This window comes from Bradyrhizobium sp. UFLA05-153 (assembly GCF_054185185.1).
In genome coordinates this window covers 1-26037 of record NZ_JBBIAM010000038.1, presented here as the reverse complement: position 1 = coordinate 26037, position 26037 = coordinate 1, and the positions used below count along the sequence as shown (strand labels likewise).

At 64.3% G+C, this 26037-nt stretch carries 23 protein-coding genes and 2 pseudogenes; 15 read left to right on the top strand and 10 right to left on the bottom strand.

Translation table 11 applies throughout. The annotated features are described in order from the left end of the window. Nucleotides 1–13 precede the first annotated feature (13 nt). Both Q2941_RS22700 and Q2941_RS22695 read left to right on the top strand, forming a co-directional pair. A complete protein-coding gene (locus tag Q2941_RS22700; protein ID WP_458193784.1) occupies nucleotides 14–889 on the top strand; it encodes an acyl-CoA acyltransferase in 876 nt (291 codons plus the stop codon). A gap of 237 nt (nucleotides 890–1126) precedes the next feature. After that, complete coding sequence (locus Q2941_RS22695; protein ID WP_458193783.1) at nucleotides 1127–1744, top strand: class I SAM-dependent methyltransferase; 618 nt, start codon at nucleotides 1127–1129, stop codon at nucleotides 1742–1744. Nucleotides 1745–1750: 6 nt separating this feature from the next. Here Q2941_RS22695 and Q2941_RS22690 read toward each other — a convergent pair whose 3' ends face one another. Continuing rightward, the gene (locus Q2941_RS22690) at nucleotides 1751–2638 is read right to left on the bottom strand and encodes a branched-chain amino acid aminotransferase (protein ID WP_458193782.1); all 888 of its coding nucleotides are present in this window, start codon (nucleotides 2636–2638) and stop codon (nucleotides 1751–1753) included. Between the two features lie 153 nt (nucleotides 2639–2791). On the opposite strand from Q2941_RS22690, the gene Q2941_RS22685 reads away from it, so the two are divergent. The 5 genes from Q2941_RS22685 (at nucleotide 2792) to recQ (ending at nucleotide 9188) form a co-directional block, all read left to right on the top strand. Beyond that, a complete protein-coding gene (locus tag Q2941_RS22685; protein WP_458193781.1) occupies nucleotides 2792–3727 on the top strand; it encodes an alpha/beta hydrolase in 936 nt (311 codons plus the stop codon). Between the two features lie 178 nt (nucleotides 3728–3905). Further along, nucleotides 3906–5207, top strand: coding sequence for an O-acetylhomoserine aminocarboxypropyltransferase/cysteine synthase family protein (locus Q2941_RS22680; RefSeq protein ID WP_458193780.1), 1302 nt, complete (start codon nucleotides 3906–3908; stop codon nucleotides 5205–5207). A gap of 12 nt (nucleotides 5208–5219) precedes the next feature. Beyond that, entirely contained in the window at nucleotides 5220–6215 is a 996-nt protein-coding gene (gene metA, locus Q2941_RS22675) for a homoserine O-succinyltransferase MetA (protein ID WP_458193779.1), read from the top strand. Nucleotides 6216–6326: 111 nt separating this feature from the next. Further along, the gene (locus Q2941_RS22670; RefSeq protein ID WP_458193778.1) at nucleotides 6327–7070 is read left to right on the top strand and encodes a polysaccharide deacetylase family protein; all 744 of its coding nucleotides are present in this window, start codon (nucleotides 6327–6329) and stop codon (nucleotides 7068–7070) included. Between the two features lie 252 nt (nucleotides 7071–7322). Beyond that, on the top strand, nucleotides 7323–9188 hold the full coding sequence (gene recQ, locus Q2941_RS22665) for a DNA helicase RecQ (protein ID WP_458193777.1): 1866 nt from the start codon (nucleotides 7323–7325) through the stop codon (nucleotides 9186–9188). A 206-nt stretch (nucleotides 9189–9394) separates the two neighbouring features. Here the strand turns inward: recQ and Q2941_RS22660 are convergent, their stop codons facing one another. Then, a complete protein-coding gene (locus tag Q2941_RS22660; RefSeq protein WP_458193776.1) occupies nucleotides 9395–10411 on the bottom strand; it encodes a 1-aminocyclopropane-1-carboxylate deaminase in 1017 nt (338 codons plus the stop codon). A 164-nt stretch (nucleotides 10412–10575) separates the two neighbouring features. Between Q2941_RS22660 and Q2941_RS22655 the strand changes: the two genes are divergently transcribed. Next, nucleotides 10576–11040: an Lrp/AsnC family transcriptional regulator gene (locus Q2941_RS22655; RefSeq protein ID WP_027527028.1), complete on the top strand. Its 465-nt coding sequence runs from the start codon at nucleotides 10576–10578 to the stop codon at nucleotides 11038–11040. Between the two features lie 53 nt (nucleotides 11041–11093). On the opposite strand, the gene Q2941_RS22650 is transcribed toward Q2941_RS22655, so the two are convergent. After that, a complete protein-coding gene (locus tag Q2941_RS22650; protein ID WP_458193775.1) occupies nucleotides 11094–12650 on the bottom strand; it encodes a serine hydrolase domain-containing protein in 1557 nt (518 codons plus the stop codon). A 97-nt stretch (nucleotides 12651–12747) separates the two neighbouring features. On the opposite strand from Q2941_RS22650, the pseudogene Q2941_RS22645 reads away from it, so the two are divergent. Next, nucleotides 12748–12865: pseudogene (locus Q2941_RS22645) on the top strand (Lrp/AsnC ligand binding domain-containing protein); the annotation flags it as partial. Between the two features lie 32 nt (nucleotides 12866–12897). Here the strand turns inward: Q2941_RS22645 and Q2941_RS22640 are convergent. Genes Q2941_RS22640 through Q2941_RS22630 form a run of 3 tightly spaced genes read right to left on the bottom strand, consistent with a single transcriptional unit; the run spans nucleotide 12898 to nucleotide 16670 of the window. After that, a complete protein-coding gene (locus tag Q2941_RS22640) occupies nucleotides 12898–14205 on the bottom strand; it encodes a citrate-proton symporter (RefSeq protein ID WP_458193774.1) in 1308 nt (435 codons plus the stop codon). A gap of 27 nt (nucleotides 14206–14232) precedes the next feature. Beyond that, entirely contained in the window at nucleotides 14233–15693 is a 1461-nt protein-coding gene (locus Q2941_RS22635) for an NAD(P)-binding domain-containing protein (protein ID WP_458193773.1), read from the bottom strand. Next, nucleotides 15690–16670 carry a LysR family transcriptional regulator gene (locus Q2941_RS22630; RefSeq protein ID WP_458193772.1) on the bottom strand — a complete coding sequence of 327 codons (981 nt, stop codon included), beginning with the start codon at nucleotides 16668–16670 and terminating at the stop codon, nucleotides 15690–15692. The genes Q2941_RS22635 and Q2941_RS22630 overlap by 4 nt, the downstream gene beginning before the upstream one ends. Before the next feature lie 80 nt (nucleotides 16671–16750). On the opposite strand from Q2941_RS22630, the gene Q2941_RS22625 reads away from it, so the two are divergent. Genes Q2941_RS22625 through Q2941_RS22615 form a run of 3 tightly spaced genes read left to right on the top strand, consistent with a single transcriptional unit; the run spans nucleotide 16751 to nucleotide 18968 of the window. Next, nucleotides 16751–17914: a PLP-dependent cysteine synthase family protein gene (locus Q2941_RS22625; RefSeq protein WP_254109350.1), complete on the top strand. Its 1164-nt coding sequence runs from the start codon at nucleotides 16751–16753 to the stop codon at nucleotides 17912–17914. Further along, entirely contained in the window at nucleotides 17911–18399 is a 489-nt protein-coding gene (locus Q2941_RS22620) for a CMD domain-containing protein (RefSeq protein WP_027527021.1), read from the top strand. Before Q2941_RS22625 ends, Q2941_RS22620 begins: the two co-directional genes overlap by 4 nt. Beyond that, nucleotides 18396–18968: a peroxidase-related enzyme gene (locus Q2941_RS22615; RefSeq protein WP_458193771.1), complete on the top strand. Its 573-nt coding sequence runs from the start codon at nucleotides 18396–18398 to the stop codon at nucleotides 18966–18968. Before Q2941_RS22620 ends, Q2941_RS22615 begins: the two co-directional genes overlap by 4 nt. 24 nt (nucleotides 18969–18992) lie before the next feature. Here the strand turns inward: Q2941_RS22615 and Q2941_RS22610 are convergent, their stop codons facing one another. Further along, nucleotides 18993–19193 (bottom strand): hypothetical protein, encoded by a 201-nt coding sequence (locus Q2941_RS22610; RefSeq protein ID WP_156944741.1) that lies wholly within the window; start codon nucleotides 19191–19193, stop codon nucleotides 18993–18995. 285 nt (nucleotides 19194–19478) lie between these two features. On the opposite strand from Q2941_RS22610, the gene Q2941_RS22605 reads away from it, so the two are divergent. After that, on the top strand, nucleotides 19479–20039 hold the full coding sequence (locus tag Q2941_RS22605) for a carboxymuconolactone decarboxylase family protein (protein ID WP_027527018.1): 561 nt from the start codon (nucleotides 19479–19481) through the stop codon (nucleotides 20037–20039). Nucleotides 20040–20060: 21 nt separating this feature from the next. On the opposite strand, the gene Q2941_RS22600 is transcribed toward Q2941_RS22605, so the two are convergent. Further along, on the bottom strand, nucleotides 20061–21641 hold the full coding sequence (locus tag Q2941_RS22600) for a GGDEF domain-containing protein (protein ID WP_027527017.1): 1581 nt from the start codon (nucleotides 21639–21641) through the stop codon (nucleotides 20061–20063). A gap of 391 nt (nucleotides 21642–22032) precedes the next feature. Here Q2941_RS22600 and Q2941_RS22595 point away from each other — a divergent pair, with 391 nt between their 5' ends. Beyond that, nucleotides 22033–22284: a hypothetical protein gene (locus tag Q2941_RS22595; protein ID WP_027527016.1), complete on the top strand. Its 252-nt coding sequence runs from the start codon at nucleotides 22033–22035 to the stop codon at nucleotides 22282–22284. 346 nt (nucleotides 22285–22630) lie between these two features. Beyond that, on the top strand, nucleotides 22631–23935 hold the full coding sequence (locus tag Q2941_RS22590) for a TadE/TadG family type IV pilus assembly protein (protein ID WP_458193770.1): 1305 nt from the start codon (nucleotides 22631–22633) through the stop codon (nucleotides 23933–23935). 151 nt (nucleotides 23936–24086) lie between these two features. Here Q2941_RS22590 and Q2941_RS22585 read toward each other — a convergent pair whose 3' ends face one another. Further along, on the bottom strand, nucleotides 24087–25637 hold the full coding sequence (locus Q2941_RS22585; RefSeq protein ID WP_458193803.1) for an amidase family protein: 1551 nt from the start codon (nucleotides 25635–25637) through the stop codon (nucleotides 24087–24089). A 177-nt stretch (nucleotides 25638–25814) separates the two neighbouring features. Beyond that, a pseudogene (locus tag Q2941_RS22580) lies at nucleotides 25815–26037 on the bottom strand (DDE-type integrase/transposase/recombinase); the annotation flags it as partial.

The following is a 26037-nucleotide window of genomic DNA, read 5'->3' as shown; positions in this document are numbered from 1 at the left end:
GGGCATTACGAGCGTGATCCACACCAAGGTCCGATGCCGCGAGATCACGGAGTCCGATGTCGATGCCATCGCGGACCTCTTGACGCGCGGCTTTGTCGGCCGCTCGCGCGACTACTGGATCCAGGGCCTGCGCAGGCAGGCCTTCCGGCCCGTGCCCGAGGGCTATCCGCGCTTCGGCTACATGCTCGACAATGAAGGCCTGCCGGTCGGCGTGCTGCTTCTGATCTACACGGCGCGCAAGGACGGCGAGGCCATCGCCATCCATTGCAACCTGTCGAGCTGGTATGTCGAGCCGGCGTTCCGCAACTACGCGCCGCTGCTGACCAAGATCGCGCAGCGTCACAAGGACGTGACCTATCTCAACATCAGCCCGGCGGTGTGGACCTGGCCGATCATCGAGACCCAGGGATTCAAAGCCTATTGCCGCGGCCTGTTCTTCTCGGTGCCGGTGCTGTCGCGCGTGCCGCGCTGGACCAAGATCGAGGTGATCGCGCCGCACGCCAAGCGAATCGAGGGCCTCGGCGAGGCCGAGACCGAGCTTTTGACGCGGCATGCGCGCTACAATTGCCTGAGCCTTGTGGTCCGCACGCCGAAGGGCGTGTTCCCCTTCATCCTGCAACCGGTGCGCATCCGCCGCGGCTGGATCGCGCCGCCGGCGATGCAACTGATCTATTGCCGCAGTGTCGCCGAATTCGTCACCTGCACCGGCCGCATCGGCCGCCTGCTGCTGCGGCTCGGCAAGATCTCTGTCATCGTCGATTCCAACGGTCCCATCCCCGGCCTCACCGGCGTCTACACCGAGCGGCGCGGCCGCAAATATTTCAAGGGCCCACACCGGCCGCAGCTGGCCGATCTCACAGACACGGAGCTCGTGCTGTACGGGCCGTAGAGGTCAGCGGGCGGCAAGAGATCGCAAGTCTGCCCCCTCTCCACCGTCATGCCCCGGCTTGACCGGGGCATCCAGTACGCCGCGGCCTGTCCGTATCCCATCACTGTCTCTGGAATACTGGGCGGTTTCAACCGGTCAAGCCGGGCGATGACGGCTGGGTGTGTGGCGAGCTCGCGCCTTTCACGGCCAATGACACGGCCGACGTGGTAAGCTCTAGCGATTACGGGGAGCCAACCCATGTCCGAACGCAGCACACATTGGGAAAAGGTCTACGCGACCAAGGGCGAAAACGAGGTGAGCTGGTTCCAGGAGAGCCCAGCCATCTCGCTTCAGATGATCCACGCAGCCAATCCAGGACGAGACGCCGCCATCATCGACATCGGCGGCGGCGCGTCGCGCCTCGTCGATGCGCTATTGCGGGAGGGCTATCGTTCCATTGCGGTGCTCGATCTTTCCGCCCATGCGCTGGACACTGCAAAGGCGCGCATCGGCCCTGCCGCGGCGCACGTCGACTGGATCGTTGCCGACGTCACGACATGGCGGCCGTCACGCACATACGACATCTGGCACGACCGCGCCGCGTTTCATTTCCTGACCGAGCCTTCCGATCGGGAGGCGTATATCGATCGCCTGCGGTCGGCGGTCTGCGAGGGCAGTCACCTCATCATCGGCACCTTCGCGCTCGACGGACCCGAGAAATGCAGCGGCCTTCCGGTGCAACGCTATGACGGCAACAGTCTCGCCACAGAGCTCGGCCCGGATTTCGAGCTGCTGGAGACGCGTCACGACATCCACCGCACGCCCTGGGATTCGACGCAGGCGTTTCAGTTCAGCCGTTTTCGCAGGCTCAGGTAAGCAGTCCTACGCCGCGAGCTTCACGGCATGCGCAAAATCCCAATAGAGCTTGCGCGCCTTGGTGTAGAACGGACCCGGCTTCAGCTCGCGCTCGTCGATACGGATGACGGGGGCGACCTTGGCGAAGTTGCCGCTCGAGAAGATCTCGTCGGCGGTGAGGAAATCGGCATAGCGCAAGGTCTTCTCGACCACTGTGACGCCGTCGGCACGCAGCAGGCCGATCACGCGCTGGCGCGTGATGCCGTTCAGGAACGTGCCGTTCGGCGCCGGCGTGTAGACCACGCCGTCTTTCGCCATAAACACGTTGGAATTGCCGAACTCCGCGACATTGCCGAGCATGTCCAGCATCAGGGCGTTCTGGAAGCCGCGGGAGGCAGCTTCGGCGAGCGCGCGCGAATTGTTCGGATAGAGGCAGGCCGCCTTCGCCTCGACCGGCGCGCATTCCGCCGTCGGCCGGCGGAACGGCGACAGCGTGATCGCGTTGCCGACCGGCTTTGGCATCGGCGCCTCGTAGATACACAGGCACCAGTTGGTGGTTTCGGGATCGAACAGCACGCCGCCGCCCGCGCCATTCTGCGCCCAGTACATCGGACGGATGTAGAGCTCGGCGTTCGGCGCAAAGCGCGCAATGCCGTCGCGCGCGAACGTCATCCAGCTGTCGGTGTCGACCACCGGCTTGAGGCCAAAATTGATCGCGGATTGATTGGCACGGGCGACGTGGCGATCGAGATCGGGCGCAACGCCTTCGAACGCACGGGCACCGTCGAACACGACCGAGCCCAGCCAGGCGCCATGCGTGCGCGGTCCCATGATCGGCACGTTGCCTTCGTGCCACTTGCCTTCGAAAAAGGTCCAGCTCGGCGAGTATTCGATGGGTTTTGTGCTCTCGGCCATTAGCGAGCCTCCCCTGATTGTGATGCCGCAATATGCGTCACTATTAGCCCAATTCCTAAAGGATTTCCTGCTTGAAACTACCATTAACCTGCGTGCGCGCGCGTTCAGATTTGCAGTAATATCCGGCCATCATTTGTCGTTCACTGGTGCCCCATGCCGCTCGATCCACTTGCAAAGCGCTTGTTGACCATGATGGCCGCGGCAGGTCCCGCGGCGCGCGCCCGCCCCAGCGTCGAGGCGCGACGGCAATCGCTGGCGAAGCTGATGCAGTTTGCGCGCGCGGAGGCTCCCGGCGTTGCAACATCGGACGGCACGCTGCCCGGCCCCGGCGGCGAGCTGGCTTACCGTCTCTATGCGCCGGAAAACGCCGCACCGCGGGCGCCGGGCTTCGTGTTCTTCCACGGCGGTGGGCTCGTCGCCGGCAGCATCCAGACCCATGACCGCATCGCCGCCGGCATCGCGCACGTGACCGATTGCCGCCTGGTGTCGGTCGACTACCGGCTCGCGCCCGAGCACAAATTCCCCGCCGCGATCGACGATGCGATCGCTGCGACCGAATGGGTGGCGCGGAACGCTTCTCTCCTCGGCATCGACGCCGAGCGGCTGGTGATCGGCGGCGATTCCGCCGGCGCAACGCTTGCCGCCGTCGTGTGCCAGGAGGCGACGCAGAACGCCGGCCTCTCCGTCGTCGCGCAATGCTTGATCTGCCCGGTGCTTGATTTCGAGGAGACCTCGCCCTCGCGCGAGGCCTTTGCCGAAAATTACCTGATCGACCGTGTCACGATCGACGCCGATCTCGCCGATTATCTACCCGACGGCATCAACGCCGCCGATCCCCGCATCTCGCCGCTCCGCGCGTCGCGGTTGACGGGCTTGCCACCGGCGATCATTCACACGGCCGAGTTCGACCCGATGCGCGACGAAGGCAACGCCTATGCACGCAAGCTGCTGGCGGCCGGCGTTGTCGTCGAGCATGTCTGCCACGACGGCATGGTTCACAATTTCCATGCCATGGGTGCGATCCTGCCGCAGGCGCAGCTCGTGCTGTCGCAGATCGGCGAACAGGTGCGGCGGGCCGTGGGCGCGTGAGCCCTCCCGCAATTTGGTTCAAATTTTAGCTAATTCGACAACGATCGTTAGGGTTACTTCGTCGATCTCTAGACGAATTATTGCCCGCTTTACCACCCGCCTCTAACACGAGGACGGCGGATAACGCACATCCATTGACGTGCCAATAAGTGCGACCCGCCGGACGCGGAGGTGGACGATGCGCAACGAAACGATCGCTATTCACGCCGGCTACGAACCAGAAGCGACCACGCATGCGGTCGCCGTGCCGATCTACCAGACCGCCGCCTATTCGTTCGATAGCGCCGATCATGGCGCAGCTCTCTTCAATCTCGAAGCGGAAGGCTATCGCTACAGCCGCATCGCCAATCCGACCACCGCGGTACTCGAGAAGCGCATCAGCGAGCTCGAAGGTGGCGTCGGCGCTCTTGCGGTCGCAACCGGACAGGCGGCGCTGCATTTCGCCTTCGTCAACGTCGCCGATCACGGCGGCAACATCGTTTCCGTGCCGCAGCTCTACGGCACGACGCACACCCTGCTCTCCCACATCCTGCCGCGCCAGGGCATCACGGGCCGCTTCGCCGAGAGCGACAAGCCCGATGCACTCGCGCGCCTGATCGACGAGAACACCCGCGCGGTGTTCGCCGAGACCATCGGCAACCCGGCCGGCAATGTCTGCGACATCGAGGCGCTGGCGAAGATCGCCCATGCCCATGGCGTGCCGCTGATCGTCGACAACACGGTGGCGACGCCGATCCTGCTCAAGCCGTTCGACTACGGCGCCGACATTTCCGTGCATTCGCTGACGAAGTTTCTGGGCGGCCACGGCACCACGCTCGGCGGGGCCATCGTCGACTCCGGGCGTTTTCCCTGGGCGCAGCACGCCGCGCGCTTCCCGGCCTTCAACACGCCCGACGCGTCCTATCACGGCCTCGTCTATGCCGAGCGCTTCGGCAAGACCGCCTTCATCGAGCGCGTGCGCAGTATCTATCAGCGCACCATGGGCTCGGTGCTATCGCCTTTCAACGCCTTCCTGTTGCTGCAGGGTATCGAGACCGTGGCACTGCGCATGGAGCGCCATGTCGAGAACGCACGCATGGTCGCCGAATTCTTGCGCGCGGATCCGCGCGTGGCCTGGGTCAATTATGCAGGCTTCCCGGACAGCCCGTATTATCCGCTGGTGCAGAAATATCTCGCGGGCAACGGCTCGTCCCTGTTTACCTTCGGCATCAAGGGCGGCATGGAAGCCGGCAAGGCATTCTACGACGCGCTGAAGCTGATCACGCGGCTCGTCAACATCGGCGACGCAAAATCGCTTGCCTGTCATCCGGCCTCGACCACGCACCGCCAGATGTCGGCCGAGCAGCAGCGTGCCGCCGGCGTGCTGCCGGAGACGATCCGCCTCTCGATCGGCATCGAGCATATCGCCGACATCATCGAAGACATCGACCAGGCGCTGGCAAAGGCCCGCCCGTCGGAACGGCTTCAGGCTGCGGAGTAGACGGCAGCGCCGATGACCATCTTGATCGACAAGGATCAAGGTATCTTGAGCCCGGCCCTGGTGCCGGCGCTGGACGACGCACGGGGCAATGGTCGCGAGATCACGATCGGGCTGATCAACAACATGCCGGATCCGGCACTGAAGGCGACCGAGCGACAGTTCATGAAGCTGTTGCAAGCCGCCGGCCGCGGACGCCGCATCCGCTTCCAGTGTTTCTCGCTGCCCTCGGTCAAGCGCTCACCGGAGGCGCGCTGGCATGTCGAGAGCGAATATTCCGATCTCTCCGATCTGAAGCGGCAAAGGTTCGACGGCTTGATCGTGACGGGCGCCGAGCCGGTCGCGCCCGATCTCGACCAGGAGCCCTACTGGCGCGATCTCACCGACATCATCGATTGGGCGAGGACCAATACGCGCTCGACGATCTGGTCGTGCCTTGCCGCGCATGCAGCGGTGCGGCATCTCGACCGGATCACGCGGCGGCCGCTTGCCGCCAAATGCCATGGCATTTTCGACTGCGAGACGATCGGCAGCGACCCGCTGACGCGCGCCGCGCCGGCAACTCTCAAAGTCTCGCATTCAAGGCTGAACGAGGTCGCAGAGGCCGACCTCACCGAGCATGGCTATCAGGTGCTGACGCGCTCGGCGAAGGCCGGCGTTGACGTTTTCGTCCGGCAATATGCCAGCCGTTTCGTGTTCTTCCAGGGCCATCCCGAATATGACGCACTGTCGCTGCAGCGTGAATATCTGCGCGATATCGGTCGCTTCCTCGCGCGCGAGCGCGAGGCCTATCCAGCGCTGCCCATGAGCTATTTTGACGCGGCGACCGAGGAGAAGCTCATCCGCTTCGAAAAGCGCGCCAGGCATCAGCGTCATCCCGCAATGGCGAGCGAGCTGCCTGCACTGAACTTGCGCAGCGATATCGCCGCAGGAAGTGCCGCGGCCGTGCTCTTCAGGAACTGGCTCGATTTTCTCGCCGAGGATGCGGCCGCGCCGTTGTCTCTGCGCTGAGGAACCGAGCGGGTTCTCCGTTAGGCATAACGAATCGTTAAGCTTGCGTCAGGCCGAGGGCGGATGGTTCATTGCTGCCGCCCCATTTGGAAATACAGGGAAACAACCCCCGTGTGGTCGGCGATCAACGGACGTGTAAGCAATCGGCTGGCCCGGCATTTCGCGGTCTCGCCGCATCGGCTGTCGGCTCATGCGCCAATGGTCAGCTTCACCTTCGATGACGCTCCCGACAGCGCCGCGAACCTTGGCGCCCCCATGCTGGAAGAGCATGGCGGCCGCGCCACGTTCTATCTGGCCGGCAGCCAGATCGGGCAGTGGTCGGGTCACTGGCTCGGGTTGTCCAACGACGCTATCCTGAGGCTCCATCATCGTGGCCATGAGATCGCTTGCCACACGTTCTCGCATCGCCGCGCGGCAGATCTCGATCAGGCCGGGCTCGCGCGCGAGATCGAGCAGAACCGCAACTACTTTCACGCGCTCGACCCGACGATCAGGCTCGAGAATTTCGCCTATCCGTATGGTCTCGCCTCGATCTGGCGCAAGCCGCAGCTCACCAGGAAGTTCCGCTCGGCACGCGGCATCCTTCCCGGCGTCAATCGCGACGTCATCGACCTGCAGCTCCTGCGTTCCACGCCCTTGATCGACAAGGATATCGATGCCGGCGGCATCGATCGCTATTTCGACGAGACCGCTGCGAGTGGCGGCTGGCTGATCTTCTATGGCCACGATGTCATCAACCAGCCGAGCCCCTATGGCTGCTCGCCGTCGTTGTTGCACCACGCATTGAAGGCGGCGCAAAAGCGCGATGTTCCGATCGTGACGGTCGCCGAAGCCCTGCGGCGAATCGGGGCTTAGCGCTCTTTCCTCCTTCTCCCCTAGTGGGAGAAGGTGGCGCGCGCAGCGCGCCGGATGAGGGGTTGCTTCAGCGAATTCGAACGCCAAAGTTTCACTTGTGGAGAGAACCCCTCACCCGCCGAGCTTCGCTCGGCACCCTCTCCCACAAGGGGAGAGGGTAAGCACTGTCCGTTCCGCGCAAACACTCTTGCCACAACCGTGCCGGCATGCGACTGCCGTTCAGCTCTTCTCACGGCCCGGTTCGACACGCCCATGTCCGCCCCCTCCAATGCCCCGCTGCCAGCGCCGGCCGATGGCCGCGACCCGTTGTCGGTGCTGCATTCGGTATTCGGGCTCTCCGGTTTCCGCGGCGCGCAAGGCGAGATCGTCAGGCACGTGACGTCGGGCGGCAATTGCCTGGTGCTGATGCCGACCGGCGGCGGCAAGTCACTCTGCTACCAGCTGCCATCGCTCTTGCGCGAGGGCTGCGGCATCGTGGTGTCGCCGCTGATCGCGCTGATGCGCGACCAGGTCGCAGGGCTGATTGAATCCGGCGTCAACGCCGCCGCGCTGAATTCTTCGCTGACGCCGCAGGAGGCTTCCGAAGTCGAGCGACGCCTGATCGCGGGCGATCTCGACCTGCTCTATGTCGCGCCCGAGCGGCTGGTCACGCCGCGCTGCCTGTCGATGCTGGCGCAGGCCAGGGTCGCGCTGTTTGCGATCGACGAGGCGCACTGCGTCTCGCAATGGGGGCACGATTTTCGTCCTGAATATGTCGCGCTCTCGGTCATCGCCGAGCGCTTTCCCGACGTGCCGCGGATCGCGCTCACCGCCACCGCCGACGAACTGACGCGGAAGGAGATTGTCGAACGGCTGCAACTCTCAGGCGCGCCCCAATTCGTCTCCAGCTTCGACCGGCCGAACATCCGCTACGAGATCGTCGACAAGCGCAATTCCGTGGCGCAATTGAAGGAGTTCCTCCGGGAGCGCCATGCCGGCGACGCCGGCATCGTCTATTGCCTGTCACGCAACCGGGTCGAGGAGGTCGCGGCTGCCTTGAGCGATGCCGGCATTCCGGCGCTGCCCTATCATGCCGGCCTCGACGGCAGTGTGCGCTCGCGCAACCAGGATCGCTTCCTGAACGAAGACGGCATCGTCATCGTCGCGACCGTCGCCTTCGGCATGGGCATCGACAAGCCCGACGTACGCTTCGTCGCGCATCTCGACCTGCCCAAGAGCATCGAGGCCTATTACCAGGAGACAGGGCGCGCCGGCCGCGACGGCAATCCGTCCGCAGCCTGGATGGCTTATGGCCTCTCCGACATCGTGCAGCAGCGCCGGATGATCGACGAGTCCGGCGCCTCCGACGAGTTCAAGCGGGCGTCGATCGGCAAGCTCGACGCGCTGGTGGGGCTTGCCGAGACCGCGCATTGCCGGCGCAGGCGGCTGCTCGCCTATTTCGGCGAGACGGTTACGGTGGAGAATTGCCGCAATTGCGACAACTGCCTGACGCCGCCGCAGATGCGCGACGGCAAGGTGCTGGCGCAAAAGCTGCTCTCCTGCGTCTACCGCACCGGACAGCGCTTCGGCGCCATGCACCTGATCGACGTGCTGGTAGGGCGCCTGACCGAGAAGGTGACGCAGTTCGGCCACGACAAGCTGACGGTGTTCGGTATCGGCCGCGAGCTCAACGAGAAGCAGTGGCGCACGGTGCTCAGGCAATTGGTGGCGATGGGGCACTTGCAGAGCGACAGCGAGGCTTTTGGCGCGCTGAAGCTGACGGAGTCCTCGCGCGGCGTCTTGCGCGGCGAGACGGAAGTCTGGCTGCGCGAGGAAACTCCTGGCACCCACCTTCGCGCCAGCCGCGCGAAATCTCGTCGCGGCGATCTTGCGCCGGCATCGAATGCGCCACAGGGCGACGTCGATCCCGAATTGCGCGCGCGCCTGCGCGCCTGGCGCTCCGAGGTCGCCCGTGAGCGCGGGGTGCCCGCCTATGTCGTGCTGCATGATGCAACGATCGACGGCATCGTGCGCGCCTGGCCGACGACGCTGGATGAACTGCGCAATGTGCCAGGGATCGGCGACAAGAAGCTCGAGCACTACGGCGAAGAGCTGCTGCGGCTGGTGCGAACGAAATGAAATCGCGCGCCAATCACTCAGCTGTCATCCCCGGACAAGTGAGCGTAGCGAGCGCAGATCCGGGATCCATAGCCACAGGCAGATGTCGTTAGCGCAAGCTGGTAACCACGAGTCTTCGCCAAACCACATCCTGTGGTTATGGGTCCCGGGCTCGCGACTTGGTCGCGCCCCGGGACGATAGCCTTGATGGGGCTACAGTGTGCGCCTCAGCCGTTGCGGAACGCGTAGGCGTAGCCGTTGAGCGCGGGTGCACCGCCGAGATGCGCATAGAGAATCTTCGCGCCCTTCTCGAAATAGCCCTTCTTGGTGAGGTCGATCAGGCCCTGCATCGACTTGCCCTCGTAGACGGGGTCGGTGATCATGCCTTCGAGACGCGCGGTGAGGCGGATGGCTTCCTTGGTCTCTTCCGACGGCACGCCGTAGGTCGGATAGGCGTAGTCCTCGACCAGCACGACGTCGTCTTCGACGATCTCCTTGCCGAGTTCGACGAGTTTTGCGGTGTTCTGCGCGATCGAAAGAACTTGTGCCTTGGTCTGCGCCGGCGTGAAGGATGCATCGATGCCGATCACTTTTCGCGCACGGCCGTCCGCGGCGAAGCCGACCAGCATGCCGGCATGGGTCGAGCCGGTGACGGTGCAGACGACGATATAGTCGAACTTGAAGCCGAGCTCCTTCTCCTGCTTGCGGACTTCTTCCGCGAAGCCGACATAGCCGAGGCCGCCATATTTATGCACGGAGGCGCCGGCCGGAATCGCGTAAGGCTTGCCGCCCGCGGCCTTCACTTCCTCGAGCGCCTGCTCCCAGCTCTTGCGGATGCCGATGTCAAAACCGTCCTCGACGAGACGGACATCGGCGCCCATCACGCGCGACAGCAGGATGTTGCCGACGCGGTCGTACACGGCGTCCTCGTGCGGCACCCAGGCTTCCTGCACCAGGCGGCACTTCATGCCGATCTTGGCTGCAACCGCGGCGACCATGCGGGTGTGGTTGGACTGCACGCCGCCGATCGACACCAGCGTGTCGGCGTTCGAGGCAATCGCGTCGGGAACGATGTATTCGAGCTTGCGCAGCTTGTTGCCGCCATAGGCGAGACCGGAATTACAGTCCTCACGCTTGGCATAGATCTCGACATTGCCGCCGAGGTGCTTGGACAGACGGTTCAGCTTCTCGATGGGGGTCGGCCCGAAGGTCAGCGGGTAGCGTTCGAATTTTTCCAGCTTCATTGCGAAATCATCCCGATTTGCCGTTGAACTGAAGGGAGGAACTATCACCCCCTAGATGAAATGTGCTCTCGAATATTGCGAGGATTTTGCGGGAGTTATTGCGACGTTGGCGCAATTGACTAACATCTCTTCCGAAATTTTGTGCTTTGACGGAATTTTCTTCCATGTCCGGCAGGTTAGACCGCACCGACCTTAAGATATTGCGATTGCTGCAGAATAACGGCCGGCTGAGCAACGCGGAGCTGGCGGAAACCGTGGCGATCAGCCCGGCAACCTGCCACCGGCGCACCCAGCGGCTGCTCGAAGAGGGTTTTATCACGGGCGTCCGCGCCATGGTGGCGCCGCGCAAAGTCGCCAAGGGCACGCTGGTGATGGTCGGCGTCGTGCTCGACCGCTCGACGCCGGAGAGCTTTGCGCTCTTCGAGCAGGCGGTAGCGAAGCTGAAATGCGTGCTCGACTGCCACCTCGTCGCCGGCGACTTCGATTATTTCCTCAAGATCCGGGTCGGCGACATGGAGGACTTCAACCGCATCCATGGCGAGCAGCTCATCGCGCTGCCCGGCGCGCGCCAGACCCGCACCTTCTTCGTGATGAAGGAGGTCGTCGACAACGCACCGCTGGAGTTTTGAGCGGCCGGCGCCGTGGCAGGCCACGTTGCTCGCGTCAATCCGGACCGAGATCGCTAGCCGCCCACCGCCCCTTCCGCCGACTCCTCGCGTCCGTCCCTCGCCTTGCCGCGTAGCGCGATCTTGTCGCCGTCGAAGGTGAGCGTCCATGTCCAGGCGTCGCCGCCTCCGACATATTGGAGGTCGATGACAAAGGTTCGCTCGTTCTGCCACGTGCCCTTGGCGGCGCGAACACCGAGAATGCCTGGCGGACTTTTGCGGTACAGGCCATCGAGACCGATCGGCCCGTCGAGGCGGCGCCGCGCGGGATCGCCCGCGCTCGTCTCCACGACGTAACGCGGGTTCTCATCGGCCAGGAACAGCGTCAGTGTTTTGATGCCCGAGGCGTTGTCGGACAATTTGTAGGTCTTGCCCGAGATCGCAGAGGCGGTTGCGGGCGTGGCGCCGACCGATGTCGGCTTCTCCATGGACACGTCCGCGACCAGCTTTGCTAGCTCTTCTGCCGCGGCTGCATCGGCCGGCAAAGCAGACTCGGATTTGACGGCGGCAGAGATCTCGTCGGCCAGCTTGCGGAATGGACAGAAATTGGTCGCCGTCATCACGGCGACGATGTCCTGCTCCGGCAGCACTATGATCACCTGGCAGTGATATCCGACGGTCATGAAGACGGGCTTGTCGGGAATGGCCCAGAACTGGTTGGCGTAGCGCAGCCCGGGCTCAAATCGCGCATTCATGTTGACGGTGGCATGGTTGACGGCATCGAGGAAATCCGCCGGTAGCAATTGCTTGCCGGCCCACTCGCCGTTGCGCAGATAGAGATAGCCGATCTTCGCCATGTCCCGCGGCCGCATCGCAAGGCCGAAGCCGCCGATCGGGAGCTTTTGCGGATCGCGACGCCAGAACGGCTGAGCGATCCCGAGTGGCCCGAACAGCTTCTCCTGCGCATAGTCAGCGGTGCTCTTGCCGGTGATCCTTGCCACGATCGCGGATAGCAGATGCGAACCGCCGCTGTCGTAGTAGAACACTTCGCCCGGCGCATGCGCCATCGGGCGATCGAGGATGAATTGGACCCAATTGGAGCTCGCGCCCATGTCGCGAAGCGACTGCTCCCGGCCGCCGACATACCCCTCGTCCCACTCGAGGCCGGATGTCATGTTGAGCAACTGCTGGACCGTAATGGCCTTCTTGCGCTCGTCGAGATTGGCGACGTCGCGATCAGAAAAGAAATCCAGCATCGGGCGATCGAGACGATCCAGCAGGCCATCCTTGTAGGCCATCGCCAGCAGCGTCGCGACCACCGCCTTGGTGGAGGAGTTGATCACGTGCGGCATATCAGCCGTATAAGGTGCGTAATAGGCATCGAGCACGATGCGGCCGTGGCGCGTCACCAGCAGGCTGTCGAAGCTGCGCGGGATGCCGGACGCGACCAGTTTGGCCAACGCAGCCGAATCCATGCCCTGCTCTTCTGGCGTAGAGGTCTGCCATTGAGCGGTCGGCCAGATCGGCTCAGTGCCCTGTGCACTTGCGGTGCCGGAGTAGACTGACGTGAGGAGGACGAGCGTGCCAAGCAGGGCCTTGCTTCGTGATGAAAGCCTGACGACGAAATCAGCCACCTGCATGCTCTACCCTGCCTGTGATCGTTGCGCAGAGGCATATACCACAGGCGGCATCTGCTCAATGACACAATCTTCTGATTTGCACGACCTCCGCCACCTCGTCGCCGGCGACTTCGATTATTTCCTGAAAAATCCGGGTCGGCGGCATGGAGGATTTCAACCGCATCAATGGCGAGCAGCAGACCCGCACCTTCTTCGTGATGAAGGAGGTCGGCGCCGCTGGAGTTTTGAGCGGCCCGCGCCGTCACGAGACCTGTTCGGCGACGCGCTCCGCCGCGACCACGCCGCGCTCGCTGTCCTCGGGCCGCATCGCGATCACCGAGATCAGGCCGAGACCGACGCCGATCATGACGTAGAAGATCGGCGCGAGCGGGGAACCCGTCAGCGTGATCAGCCAGGTCACGAAGAACTGGGCGAAGCCGCCGAAGATCAGTACCGCGACGTTGTTGACGATCGCAAGCGCGGTCGAGCGGACGCGGATCGGGAACAGCTCGACCAGCGTGGTGCAGTAGACGCCGAGGAAGAACGCGCTGAAGAAGCCGATCACGACCTGGGCGACCAGGAGCTTTGCGATCGACGGTTCGGAAATCACCCAGGCATAGAGCGGATAGAGCGAGACGAAATAGCCGGTGAGCGATGCGAGCAGCAGCGGCTTGCGCGGATAGCGGTCGGAGAAGGCGCCGGCGATGGGGACAACGACGACCATCACGATCGCCGCGATCATCTGCACCAGAAAGCTCTGCATCAGCGGCAGCTTCAGCACTTCCTTGGCGTAGGTCACGGTATAGCCGAAAGTGACGTAGAACGAGACCGCGCTCGCGACCACCATGCCCATCCCGATCAGGAAGTTGCGGCCGGGGTGCTTCAGCGCGGCGATGAAGCGCTCCTTGTGCACGGCCGCCATGTTGCGCTGGGACGCATCGGGCTCGACGACTTTGGCGCGCATGTAGAGCAGGATCGGAACGATCACGAGGCCGACGAAGAACGGGATGCGCCAGGCGCCGGCCGCGAGCTGCTCCCGCGTGAACGCGAGCGTGAGGACGGCACCGAGCACCGCGCCCAGAACATTCGCCATGAGCTGGCCAGCGATCTGCCAGGAGCCGTAGAAGCCGGTGCGGCCGGCAGGCGCCGCCTCGATCAGATAGGCCGTCGAGGTGCCGAACTCGCCGCCGACAGAGAAGCCCTGGAGCAGCCGCGCCAGCAGCACGATCAGCGGCGCGGCGATACCGGCCGTCGCATAGGTCGGCGTCAACGCGAGCAGTGCGACCGAGAGCGCCATGATGCCCATGCCAAGCGTCATCGCCGCCTTTCGCCCCTTGCGGTCGCCGAAATAGCCGAGCACGAGACCGCCGACCGGCCGCATGAAGAAGCCGGTGCCGAACAGCGCGGTGGTGAGCAGCAGCGCGTTGATCTCGCTGCCCGGGACCTTCGGGTCGACGGAGAAGAACAGGTTCTTGATGACCGGCGTCATCAGCGCGAACACCGTGAAGTCGTACCACTCCATCGCGTTGCCTGCGATCGCCGCCACGATGGCTTTTCTGTTCGTCTGCATCTCGCGCTTGCCTGTCAGGTTGGTGGGTTACTCGGCGGGTTGATGAATGGCGTCGGCGTCGATCCATTCGTCGCCGAGGATCTCGGGCGTGGCGAACGCCTTGAGATTGGCAAAATGGATCTCGCGATCCTCGACGAAGAGGCGGCGGACGATGCCGCGGGCGAGCCGGTCGGCGCCTTCGCTGATCGCGGGGATATCGCCGGAGAGCTTTCCATGGCTCAGCGTGGCCGGATAGTTGAAGCCGTAGAGCCGCGACAGCATGGGACAGGCGCCGGTTACCCTCTCCTGGAACTGGAAGATGTCGCCGAGATCGGGCGAGCCTTCGAGCTCGGCATTATCCGTGCCGACAGGCGTCGGGAAGCGATCGCGCCAGAAGCGGATATGGGGCGCGAACTCCTTCAGCTCGGGCCGCAACGCGAGATCGACCTTGAAGCCGGTGCCGAAGATGATGAAGTCGGTCTCATAACGACCCTTCGGCGTCGTCACGACGAGATGATCGCCTTCGACGACGAGATCATCGATCGGGCTTGCGAGATGGAAATGCGCGTGCGGATAGGCGGCGACGCGCAGCACGCTCTGCCGCGGCGGCGGCGTCTGCGCTTTCAGCGTGTGGTCGAGGAAGCGCCATTTCCACTGGTCTGTGAGGCCGGCAAAGCCGTGCACGACGCCCTGGCTGCCGATGCCCGTGAATTTGTTGATGCGCGGAATGTCCGCGCGCCGAATGAAGAGATCGAGCCGCGCGGCGCCGCTCTCCAGCGCCACCGCCGCATTGTCCATCGCCGATGCGCCCGCGCCGATCACGGCGACGCGCTTGCCGCACAGCTTTTCGAAGTCGATCGCATCGGACGAATGCGCCCAGAAGCGCCGGTCGATGCCATCGGCCAGCGGCGGCACGTAGGCGCCGCCAAGGCCGTCGCGCCCGGTCGCCAGCACGACATGGCGCGCCAGGATCTTTCGCGGCGCGCCGCGCTCGCTGACATCGAGCTCGAACAGCTCGTCGGCACGCGCGTGGATGCGCGCGACCGTCACCTCGTTGCGGACCGGCAGGTTGAGCACCTTGCGATACCAGACGAGATAATCCATCCACATCGTGCGCGGTGCGCGGTCGAGCGCCTTCCAGGCGTCGCGGCCGTATTGCGCTTCATAGAACGCGCGAAAGGTCAGCGCCGGCATGCCCATCGCGGGGCCGGTCAACTCCTTCGGCGAACGCAGCGTGCGCATCCGCGCGAAGGTAACCCATGGCCCCTCTTCGCCGGCGCGCGCACGATCGAACACCAAATGGTTGTCGACGCCGAGCCGCTTCAACACGGCGGAGGCAACGAGGCCCGCCATGCCGGCGCCGACGATCACGACGTCGACGACGGCTTCGCCATCCACGACACGACGCGGCACCCAGGATCTGGCCGGCAGTTCCAGCCAAGACAAATCCTGCTTGAGTCGCTCTTCGAGCGCCGCGAGGCCGGCTGCGTTTGGCGTCATCGTCGTCATGAGTTGGCTTTCTCGAATTCGTCGGCTGCCTCATTGGGCTCGAGGCTTGCGGCGGCGCCGCTGTGCAGCTTTGCGCCGGGCATCAGCGCCACCGCCGCGCGTAACGCGTCGTTGAGTGCCGCAACCGTCGGCGTCAGCTCGCGCCCGGTTGGCGAGAGGGCAGCAAACAGGAAAGGAATGGAGACATCGAGACGCCGGGTGACGACGCCTTCTACCGGAAGGCTCGACGTCAGCACCGGCTCGACGATGGCGATGCCGAGCGACTGCTTGGCCATCGCGATCGCGGTCATCGAGGAATTGGTGTCGATGATCTCTGCGGGCATCACGGCCTCGCGCTCCAGCGCTTCGTCTACCCGACGGCGCAGCCGGTAGGGATTGGCCATCGTCAGAAGACGGCCGCCGCCGAGATCTTTCAGCCGGATCACTTTCTTCTTCGCGAGCGGATGATCCATCGCGAGGCAAGCGACGCACGGCACCTCGCAGACCCATTGCACGTCGAGGCCGGGATGCTGGACCGGCAGGCTGGCGAGCCCGAAATCCACCGATTGCGACAGCACCGACTGCACGACGTTCTCGGCCGAAAGCGCCTGCACATGCACTTGGCCCGGCAGCAGATCGCGCTCCAGCGCGGCAAGCGCGGCCGGGATGAAGCCCGCTGCGAGCGCCGGGATCGCGGCGAGGCTCAGCACCGGAAGCGCACCGGCGCCGATCGCGTTGGCGCGCTGGCGGATGTGCTTCAGGCCCATCAACAGCCGTTCGACCTCGGCATGAAACAGCACGCCCTTCGCCGTCGGGCTGATGCGCGGACCATTGCGGGTGAACAGGAGGTAGCCGACATCGGCCTCGAGGTCCTGGATCTGCCGTGTCACCACAGGCTGCGAACGGCCGAGCAGCCGCGCCGCGCCAGTGATGCTGCCGGCCGACATCACCGCCGCGAAGGCCTCCAAGAGCCGGATGTCGATAATTTCATTGTTCATGGGCGCGCCGCTTGGATTATTCGAATACAGCATGAATGATATTTCTTGATGCGCAAGAAGAATTATGAGAGATTTTTGTCATGCCAAAGGAGCCAGTCCCTTTCCGTCATCAAGACCCGGCCGGACCGGCCTACAGGCGCGGCTGGGTCGACGAGGCCGTGGCGGCGATCGAAGCGGACCAGTGCCGCACGGCTGATACGCATCTGATCCGCCTGATCGTGCCGGCGCTGGCAGGCATCGACATCTATCTCAAGGATGAGTCGACCCATCCGACCGGCAGCCTGAAACACCGGCTGGCCCGATCGCTATTCCTCTACGCGCTCTGCAACGGCCACATCCGCGAAGGTACGCCTGTGATCGAGGCCTCGTCGGGATCGACGGCAGTCTCGGAGGCCTATTTCGCGCAGATGATCGGCGTGCCCTTCTATGCCGTGATGCCGCGCACGACCTCGGCGGAAAAAATCGCCGCGATCGAGCATTACGGCGGCAACTGCCATCTGATCGACGACGGCCGCGCGCTCTATGCGGAAGCCGCTGCGCTCGCCGCGCGGCTGAACGGCCACTACATGGATCAGTTCACCTTTGCCGAGCGTGCCACCGACTGGCGCGGCAACAACAACATCGCCGAGTCGATCTTCACCCAGCTCAAGGGCGAGCCGCGCCCGGTGCCGGACTGGATCGTGATGGGCGCCGGCACCGGCGGCACTTCGGCGACGATCGGCCGCTATTTGCGCTATCGGCAATATCCGACACGACTGTGCGTCGCCGACGTCGAGCATTCCGCCTTCTTCGACTGCTTCAGCACCCAGGACCGCACGCAGATCTGCGAGCGGCCCTCGCTGATCGAAGGCGTCGGCCGTCCGCGCTGCGAGCCCTCCTTCGTGCCCGGTGTGGTCGACCGCATGATGAAGATTCCGGACGCCGCGACGATCGCCGCGATGAATTTGCTGACACGCCGGCTGCGCCGGGCGGTCGGCGGATCCACCGGCACCAATTTCCTGGCGCTGTGCCGGCTCGCCGACGAGATGCGCAACGCGGGCGAGACGGGATCGCTGGTGACGCTGATCTGCGATTCCGGCGAGCGCTACCGTCAGACCTACTATGAGCCGCAATGGCTCGCCGCGCGCGGGCTCGACCCCGCGCCCTATGAAGCCGAGTTGTCGGCCTTCCTGGAAACAGGCAAGCCGCTCAGCTTTGCGGTCGCGGATGCCGCGAACCCACAGAGTTCGCGAGGTGCCGCGTGACGCTGATCGAAACGATGGCCGGCGTGCCCGAGGGGTCACGGCTTGGTCAGGCGCTGAAAGCGCGTGCCGAGATTCTTCGGCTGAGCGAAGCCGCCCATGACGCGGTGCTGGTGCCGCGGGAGCCGGGCGGGCTGAGCCACGGCCTGCGCGCTGCGCTCGCGGCACGGATGTGCCGGCATGTCGGCGATGCCGCGCTGACCGCACATTACGAATCCTATCTCGCGCATTCGCATGATCTGGATGTCGTCGCCCTCGCCGAGCCCGGCGGCGCTTGCGGCAATGCGCTGGACGACGCCATGGCGCGTCACGCCGACCTGTTGACGCTCTCCCCGCGCGAGGCGACGCGACAGGACATCGAGACGCTGAAGGCCGCCGGCGTCAGCGAGGCCGACATCGTGCGGCTCTCGGAGCTCGCCGCCTTCGTGAACTATCAGTTGCGGGTCGTTGCGGGCCTAAAGCTTCTCAAAGCAGTCGAGGCCCGATGAGCAAGGTCGTTCACACCTTCACCGCTGCGATACCGACCTGGTCGCCCTACGTCACCCCGGTCGAGCTCGCCTCCGCAACGCCGGAGCAGCTCGCGGCGATGAAGGTCACGCCGTCGAACAAGGGCGTGTCGCCTTACGTGCTGACGCTGGCGCACGATCCGGAATCGCTCGAGGTCCGCTCGCCGCTGTTCAACATGATCATGTACGGCAAGGACGGCCTGTCCTCTGCCGAGCGCGAGCTCGGCGCGCTCAGCGCCTCCATCGTCAACCGCTGCATCTACTGTGCGGCCGTCCACGCCTCGCGCTTCATCGGCCTTACGGGGCAGAACGATGTCGTCGAAGACATCTTTGCCGACGAGCGCGACGCCACGCTGGAGACGCGGCAGCAGGCCTTGTTCGATTTCGCCACGAAACTCTCGACCACGCCGATCGAAGCCACGGCGGACGACGCCCTCAAACTGGCTAACGCCGGTCTCAGCGAGCTCGAGCAGCTTGACATCGTGCTCTCGGCCGCGATCTTCGGCTGGGCCAACCGGCTGATGCACACGCTCGGCGAGCCGCGGGCGTGACGCCTGATGTCACCGGTTGGGAGCTCAGTCCTCCCATGTCCGAATGCTGAGCGCCGGCGCCAGAAAATCGGTCCAGAGCAGATAGCCGCCCAGCAAGGCCAGGAAACCGCCGACGAAGAGCAGCCGGAAATAGACGGCTTCACTCAAAAAAAGCTCAACGCCCGCGATATACAAGCCGGCGGCGAACATCGCGCTGGCAAGAACAAACACGACGAACTTTCGCATCCCGGGCGCTCTCTTGATCAAACCTACCCGCCTTTGTCGGCGATCGGGAGAGACCGGTTCGCAAACTCGAGCCTAATTCCGCCAACCAGGGTTATGGCGCCATCGCAGCGTCACGAAGCGTCTTCGCAAGCCCGTCAGCCGCGGCGAGATTGGCCGGCAGCACTGCCGCGGAATTTACGGCGCCTGCGACCTCAAAAGACCGCGATGCGCATGTCACGGCAACTTCACTTGCCTCGCGCGAGCATGCGGGCGACGTTCGCCGTTCCCAGAACGAGGAGACCTGCCGTGCGCCTTCCCATTCTCGATCCGAAAGAGCTGACCGCCGAGCAGAAGCCGCTCTATGACGACATGCGAGCGGGCATCAAGGATCATTTCAAGGGCTTTGTGAACATGCGCGAGGACGGCGCGCTGCTCGGCCCCTGGAATCCGTGGCTCCGCGAGCCGCGCTTCGGCGGGCCGGTGTGGGAGCTGGTCAAGGCGATCGCGTCGAACCCATTGCTGCCGGCGCCGGTGCGCGAGGTCGCGATCCTCGTGACCGGCTCGCATTTCCGCTCCGGCTACGAGCTCTATGCCCATGTACTGGTCGCCGAGCAGCGCGGCCTGTCCGACGAGAAGCTCGCGACCATCGTAGCCGGCCAGCGGCCGGTCGACCTGACCAAGCAGGAGGCCGTCGCCTACGACATGGCGTCCTCTCTCGTGAGCGGTGGCGTGCTGCCCGAACTGACCTGGCGCGCGGCGGTGAAGGAGTTCGGCGAGCATGGCGCGGCCGAATTGTCTTATCTCGTCGGCGTCTATTGCATGGTCTCGGTCACGCTGAACACGTTCGACGTGCCGGTGCCGGATTAGACGCCGGCCTCGCTTGCCCGATCACTCCGCCGCCTTGCTTGCGGGCGGCGGTGGCGACCAGGCGATGCAGCGATTGCGGCCTTCAGCCTTGGCCTGGTAGAGCGCGTGATCGGCCGCGCTCATCAACGCATCGGTGCCGGACATGCTGACGCTGGCCTCGGCGATGCCGATGCTCACAGTGACGCCGAACCGGATCTTGTGGGCGACGATATGCGAGCTCATCACGCGCTTGCGGATGCGCTCGGCGACCGTTCTCGCACGGGACAGGCTGGTCTCGGGCAAGAGGACCGCGAACTCCTCGCCGCCAAGGCGGCCGACGATATCAGACTTGCGCTTGCCATCGAGGCACGCGGCAGCGACCGTCTTGATCGCGGCGTCGCCGACCCCATGGCCATAGCGGTCGTTGACCGACTTGAAGTGATCGATGTCGAGCATCAACACCGAGACCGAGCGATAATAGCGCTGGAAGCGGCTCCATTCGGCATCGAGGCTTTCCAGGAAATGGCGGCGGTTGAAGAGGCCGGTGAGCGGATCGGTCGTGGCCAGCGTCTCCAGCATCTTGGCCTTTTGCGTGAGGTCGGTGATGTCGACATAGGTCAGCATGCGGCCGCCATTCGACATCGTCGTGCAATGAGCGCGGATGCGCCGACCATCGGGCGTCTGAAGGTCGCGCACGTGATCGCCGGCCTTGACCTCTTCGACGCGCTTGGCCGGAAACCTTGCCAGCTCGCCTGGGGGAAGATCCGGCGCGCTGGCACGATGCACGCGCCGCACCAGCGACGCGTAGGCCGGCCGGGCCGCCGCTTCCTCTTCGCTCACCTCCCAGAACCGCCGCATCCGCCGGTTCATGAAGCTCGCGTTCAGGTCGGAGTCGAGGAGAAGCACGCCATCCTGGACGTTCTCCAGCGCGTCACGCAGAAGCTTCAGTTCGTCGGAGGAGCGCACGATATCGGTGACGGGGGTGTAGGTCAGCATCCGCCCGCCATCGGGCAGAGGGGTACACTGCACGCGCATGACATCGCCGTTGGTTCGGCGCAGATCGACCGGCGTGGGATCTCCTGCCTCAATCTGGCGAACACGCATTGCAACGAGCGCATCGAGCTCCGCGGCCGGCACTTCGTAGGCCCCGGTATCCCTTCCGTGATAGAGCAGCGTGAGGATTGAGGGATTGCTGTCGGCGACCTCCTCGGGCAGCCGCCACATCTGGCGGAATGACCGGTTGATCAGGCGCGCCCTGAGCTGCGCGTCGAGCAGCACGATGCCGGTCGGCACGTGATCGAGCGCGGCGCGCAGCGCCAGCATCTGGCTGCGCATCAAGGCGTCGCCGCGCCGCGCCGGCGGCCCCTCGTTCCTCGCCTCGCCACTGGCCCTGCCGAGAGCGACACCGATCTCGCGGTCGGAACGCCAGACCACGCGACAGGCCAGCAACTCGTCGTCCGCCAGCTTCAACTGGAACTGGTCAGGCACGCCAAGGCCGGTGTCGAGCTGGAGCATCGCCCCCTCCTCCGACATGCGGCGCACCACGCAATCGAGCGACGATTGCCCAAAGTTGAAGATAATCTTCCCGGCCAGGAACGTTCGTTCCGGCGTCAAGCGGGGCATCACAACCTCCCAGACGAAACCGGTTTCAGTCTGCCGCAGCGCTCCTTGCGGCAGGATAACGCAGCTGGCGATTTCACGAGAAAGGCTAACGATCGGTTGACGCGCGCAGCTCAAGGCGCGCCCGGCGCGCGAAAACGCCCGTTGCTCATCAGTGCGCACGAGTGGCGGCCGCGCACCACCATCCGGACAATTCCGGGACATCGGACATCCACTCAACCGAACGATCCACTCCGCCCGAAAATCAGTTGCGCACGACGTAAATGGGCGCCCGCAGCGTCAAGCCGCATCCGCAATGTGTGGACTGCCCGGGCGCGCGCGGTTACCCTGCCGTGATCGCAACGACACACTCGCCTGCCAGGCTCGAGCAACCAGACGAGAGAGGATGAAAGCAATGAAGACATCACGCCGTGTTTTGCTGGCCGGAATGGCGGGACTCGTCGCCGCACCGCAGGCCGCAAGCAGCGCCTTCGCTTCGACCGCCGATGCCGCGGACACGACGGTCGCCGAAGAACGCTTCGCTAGGCTGATCGCAGCCGCGCACGCGCCCGACATCCTAGGCGCACGGCAGGCCGAGCACTACGCGGAAACGCATTGGCGCGAGTATGTGGCGGCCGCGCGAGTAGTGCTCGGCGCAAGAGGGTGAGAACGTCTTCTTCCTTCTCCCCTTGCGGAAGAAGGTGGCGCGCGTAGCGCGCCCGTCCTCAGAGGACGCTGAAGGGAAGCTTCGGCGATGGCGCCGCATGAGACGTTCTATCTGCGCGCTCAATTGAGAGAGCGGCACTTCGGAGTACTACCGACTCGATCTCAGCAGTACCACGGGATGATCGACGCCCGCCTCTCCATGTCGATGATTCGATACTGTTTGCCGCGAGTGCGCGACATCCTCAGCAACACACCGGAAACGTCTTCTCACGCATTGAGCAACCGACCCCGCAAGCATCTGGGCGCTACGTTGAAGCGTTCAATTCTTCGCTCAGGGGTTCGCCAAGTTGACGTTTGCCACCACGCGTTTTGGTCGCCTGCTCTCGCGTTTCCGCTGCGATCGCAGCGGCAATATCGTCGTGATCTTCGCCATTGCATCGCTGCCCGTTCTCGCCGCCGTCGGCGCCGCGGTCGATTACTCCCTCGCGGTGCGGGCCCGAGCCAAGCTGATGGCGGCACTCGACACCGCGGTGCTGGTCGCCACCGCCAAGAGCGAGATCACAAACACCGCAGCCACGGCACAGAGCAATGCACTGAATACGTACGCCGCGCAGATGTCCGCTTACGGCATGACAACGAGCTCGGTGACCATCACCGTGACGGACACCGTGACCACCCGGACGGCTACCGGTACGGCAACATTGTCCGTTTCGAATTATTTCATGGGTCTGCTGGGTTACAAGACCATGACGGTGTCGGCGAGCTCGTCGGCGGCGGCCTCGCTCCCTAGCTATATCGACTTCTACGTGCTGCTCGACAACTCGCCATCGCAGGGGCTGGGCGCGACCACTGCTGACATGACCGCCTTGCAGGCCGCGACCTCCGACAGTTGCGCCTTCGCCTGCCATGACACCTATACGTCGAGCTCCAAGAAGACGAAGCAAACCAACAGCTACTATTCGATCGCGAAGAAGCTCGGCATCACGATGCGGATCGACCTGGTGCGGACCGCGACGCAGTCATTGACGGATACGGCCACGTCAAGCGAGCTCGTCAGCAACCAGTACCGCATGGCCGTCTACACCATGGGAAGCGATTGCGGCTCCATCGGCCTGACGACGATCTCATCGCTCACGTCGAGCCTCTCGTCGGTCAGGACGGCCGTCTCTTCGGTCGACCTGATGACGATTCCCTACACCAACTACAACAACGATATGTGCACCGACTTCGACGGCATTCTGTCATCGATGAACAGCACGATTCCGACTCCCGGGACCGGTACTGCATCCTCGCCGCAAAAATGGCTATTCTTCATCTCGGACGGGGTGGCCGACTACTACTACCCGTCGAGTTGCTCCGAGACCGTCATCGCTTCGTCGGGGCGATGCCAGGAGCCGCTCACGACCACGATCTGCGATACGATCAAGAATCGTGGCATCAACATCGCGATCCTTTACACCACGTATCTCGCGATCACCAGCAACAGCTGGTACACCACCTACATCGCGCCCTGGCGCAGCTCGATCGCGACCCAGATGAAAGCCTGCGCAACCTCAGGTTATTACTACGAGGTGTCGAGCGACAGCAGTATCAGCGACGCGCTGACCGCGCTGTTTCAGAAGGCCATCTCCTCTGCACACCTGACGCAATAGCCGCCGCCGGAAGGCCCCGCGCCCTTCGCGCGAAGCCGCGAGCATGATCCGGAAAAATGTGAAGCGGTTTTTCGAAAGGATCATGCTCAAAACCATAACCCAGCTAAGGCGCGATGACGATTCATCTCAATCTCATCGCGCTTTAGCGGGCTCAATCCATCATCTCCCAGAGCCGGTGCGCCAGCACGCCGGCGCGCTTCTCGATCGCCGCTGCGGCATCGAGCGCAAGATCCTCGCGATAGCGGCCGGCGATCAGCTGCACGCCGATCGGCTTGCCGTCATGCAACGTCACGGGGACCACGGCACCGGGCAGCCCGAGCACGTTGATCGCGGAGATGAAGCGGATGTCGTTCCAGAAGATCTCGCGCACGCGCTCGGGGCTGAGCGTATCCTCGCGCGGGCCCGGCGTCGGCTTCACCGTGGTCGGCGCCAGCACCACCGGATAGTCCTCGAAGAACAATTGCCAGGCGCGGATATGGCCGTTGCGCGCGGCGGTGGCCTGCATCCAGGACTTGAGATCGAGCACGTTGGCCTTGGTCTTCATGCCGTTCCACGCCTTGTGGAAGTCCTCGGAGGTCACCTTGAGCATGCCGGCTTCCTGCATCACCACGGTTTCGTTGGTGATGATGTCGCACCAGGTCTGCCAGACACCGCTGATGTCGGGCACCTCGATCTCGCTGACACGATAACCGGTTCGTTCGAGATGATCGGCCGCCTGCCGCAGCGCATCGCGCACCGACGGATCGACGTCCATGTCCGCCGGGATCCTTGCCAGCGCGACCTTGATCGGGCCCTTCGGCGTCGGACCCGACAGCGGCGCCGGCACCCACCAGGGATCGCGCGGATCGCGCTGGCTCATCACCTCGAGCGCCAATTTGATGTCGCCGACATGGCGCGCGAGCGGCCCCTGCGCCGACATCAGATGCGCAAGCATCGGACGCTCGGAGGTGGCGCTCTGGTTGAACGCGGGGATGCGGCCTTGCGTCGGCTTGATGGTGACGACCCCGTTGCAATGCGCCGGCCAGCGCAGCGAGCCGCCGATGTCGTTGCCATGCGCGATGGTACCGATGCCGGCAGCGACCGCCGCGCCCGCGCCGCCGGACGAGCCGCCGCAGGTGATGTTCTGATCCCAGGGGTTGAGCGTCAGCCCGTGCAGGGGATTGTCGGTGAAGCCGCGGAAGGAGAATTCCGGCGTGTTGGTCAGCCCGATGACGATCGCGCCGGCCTTCTTCAGGTTGCGCACGACCGGCGAATCCGACGGCGCGATGATGCTCATGTTCGCCGGCACGCCGTTGGGATTTGGCCGGCCCTGATAGTCAACGTTCTCCTTGATGGTGATCGGCACGCCATGCAGCAGGCCGAGCTCGCCGCCCTTCGCCCGCTGCTTGTCCGCGGCATGCGCCGCCGCAAGCGCCTCATCCGAGAGATCGACGACGACCGCGTTGAGCTTCGCATTCACCGCACGCATCCGCTCCAGATGCGCCTCGACGGTCTCGACCGCTGAAATGGCGCCACCGCGAATCGCAGCCGCGGTGTCGGCTGCCGACCATTGCCAGATCGCCCCCTTGGGCCGCCGGGCCGGGGCAGCTTTGGTCGTCGCCTTCGCTATCTTCCTGGCTGCTTTCTTGGCCGGCTTTTTGGTTGCCTTGGCGACGGCGCCCTTGCGCGCGCGGCGATTGCCGGCCGCCTTCTTCGTTACCATCGTTCTGGACGCATTCTTTTTCTTCTTCTTCGTTGCAGCCTTGGCCACTACTTTTCTCCTGACTTTGCGCGGCGGAGGTTACGTGCGGCATGCGCGCATGTACAGGTGCGTTTCTGCATGCAAAGGTGAGCGAGCGATGCGGCGTATGGTCAGTGGCGATCGGCCGGCGATGACCGTGTCCTTGCTCCAGGCCAGCATGGCGTTGCAGGTGAACTCGGTGCCATGGTCGGACACGATCATTCCTGGCTTGCCGCGTCGCTCGACGATTGCCGTCAGTTCGCGGGCGACGCGCCGTCGTGAGATCGACGTCTCCGGAATGGCGACCAGGCATTCCTTAGTGACGTCGTCGACGATGTTGAGAATGCGGAAGCGCCGGCCGTTGGCGAACTGGTCGTGGACG

Bases quoted from the DNA above. Each gene is read 5' to 3' on its own strand.
- Q2941_RS22585 (WP_458193803.1), bottom strand. From the start codon at position 25,637: ATGGTAACGAAGAAGGCGGCCGGCAATCGCCGCGCGCGCAAGGGCGCC.
- Q2941_RS22640 (WP_458193774.1), bottom strand. From the start codon at position 14,205: ATGCAGACGAACAGAAAAGCCATCGTGGCGGCGATCGCAGGCAACGCG.
- Q2941_RS22610 (WP_156944741.1), bottom strand. From the start codon at position 19,193: ATGCGAAAGTTCGTCGTGTTTGTTCTTGCCAGCGCGATGTTCGCCGCC.
- Q2941_RS22630 (WP_458193772.1), bottom strand. From the start codon at position 16,670: ATGAACAATGAAATTATCGACATCCGGCTCTTGGAGGCCTTCGCGGCG.
- metA (WP_458193779.1), top strand. From the start codon at position 5,220: ATGACCATCTTGATCGACAAGGATCAAGGTATCTTGAGCCCGGCCCTG.
- Q2941_RS22690 (WP_458193782.1), bottom strand. From the start codon at position 2,638: ATGGCCGAGAGCACAAAACCCATCGAATACTCGCCGAGCTGGACCTTT.
- Q2941_RS22600 (WP_027527017.1), bottom strand. From the start codon at position 21,641: ATGCCCCGCTTGACGCCGGAACGAACGTTCCTGGCCGGGAAGATTATC.
- Q2941_RS22660 (WP_458193776.1), bottom strand. From the start codon at position 10,411: ATGAAGCTGGAAAAATTCGAACGCTACCCGCTGACCTTCGGGCCGACC.
- Q2941_RS22595 (WP_027527016.1), top strand. From the start codon at position 22,033: ATGAAGACATCACGCCGTGTTTTGCTGGCCGGAATGGCGGGACTCGTC.
- Q2941_RS22625 (WP_254109350.1), top strand. From the start codon at position 16,751: ATGCCAAAGGAGCCAGTCCCTTTCCGTCATCAAGACCCGGCCGGACCG.
- Q2941_RS22615 (WP_458193771.1), top strand. From the start codon at position 18,396: ATGAGCAAGGTCGTTCACACCTTCACCGCTGCGATACCGACCTGGTCG.
- recQ (WP_458193777.1), top strand. From the start codon at position 7,323: ATGTCCGCCCCCTCCAATGCCCCGCTGCCAGCGCCGGCCGATGGCCGC.
- Q2941_RS22685 (WP_458193781.1), top strand. From the start codon at position 2,792: ATGCCGCTCGATCCACTTGCAAAGCGCTTGTTGACCATGATGGCCGCG.
- Q2941_RS22695 (WP_458193783.1), top strand. From the start codon at position 1,127: ATGTCCGAACGCAGCACACATTGGGAAAAGGTCTACGCGACCAAGGGC.
- Q2941_RS22635 (WP_458193773.1), bottom strand. From the start codon at position 15,693: ATGACGACGATGACGCCAAACGCAGCCGGCCTCGCGGCGCTCGAAGAG.
- Q2941_RS22680 (WP_458193780.1), top strand. From the start codon at position 3,906: ATGCGCAACGAAACGATCGCTATTCACGCCGGCTACGAACCAGAAGCG.
- Q2941_RS22655 (WP_027527028.1), top strand. From the start codon at position 10,576: ATGTCCGGCAGGTTAGACCGCACCGACCTTAAGATATTGCGATTGCTG.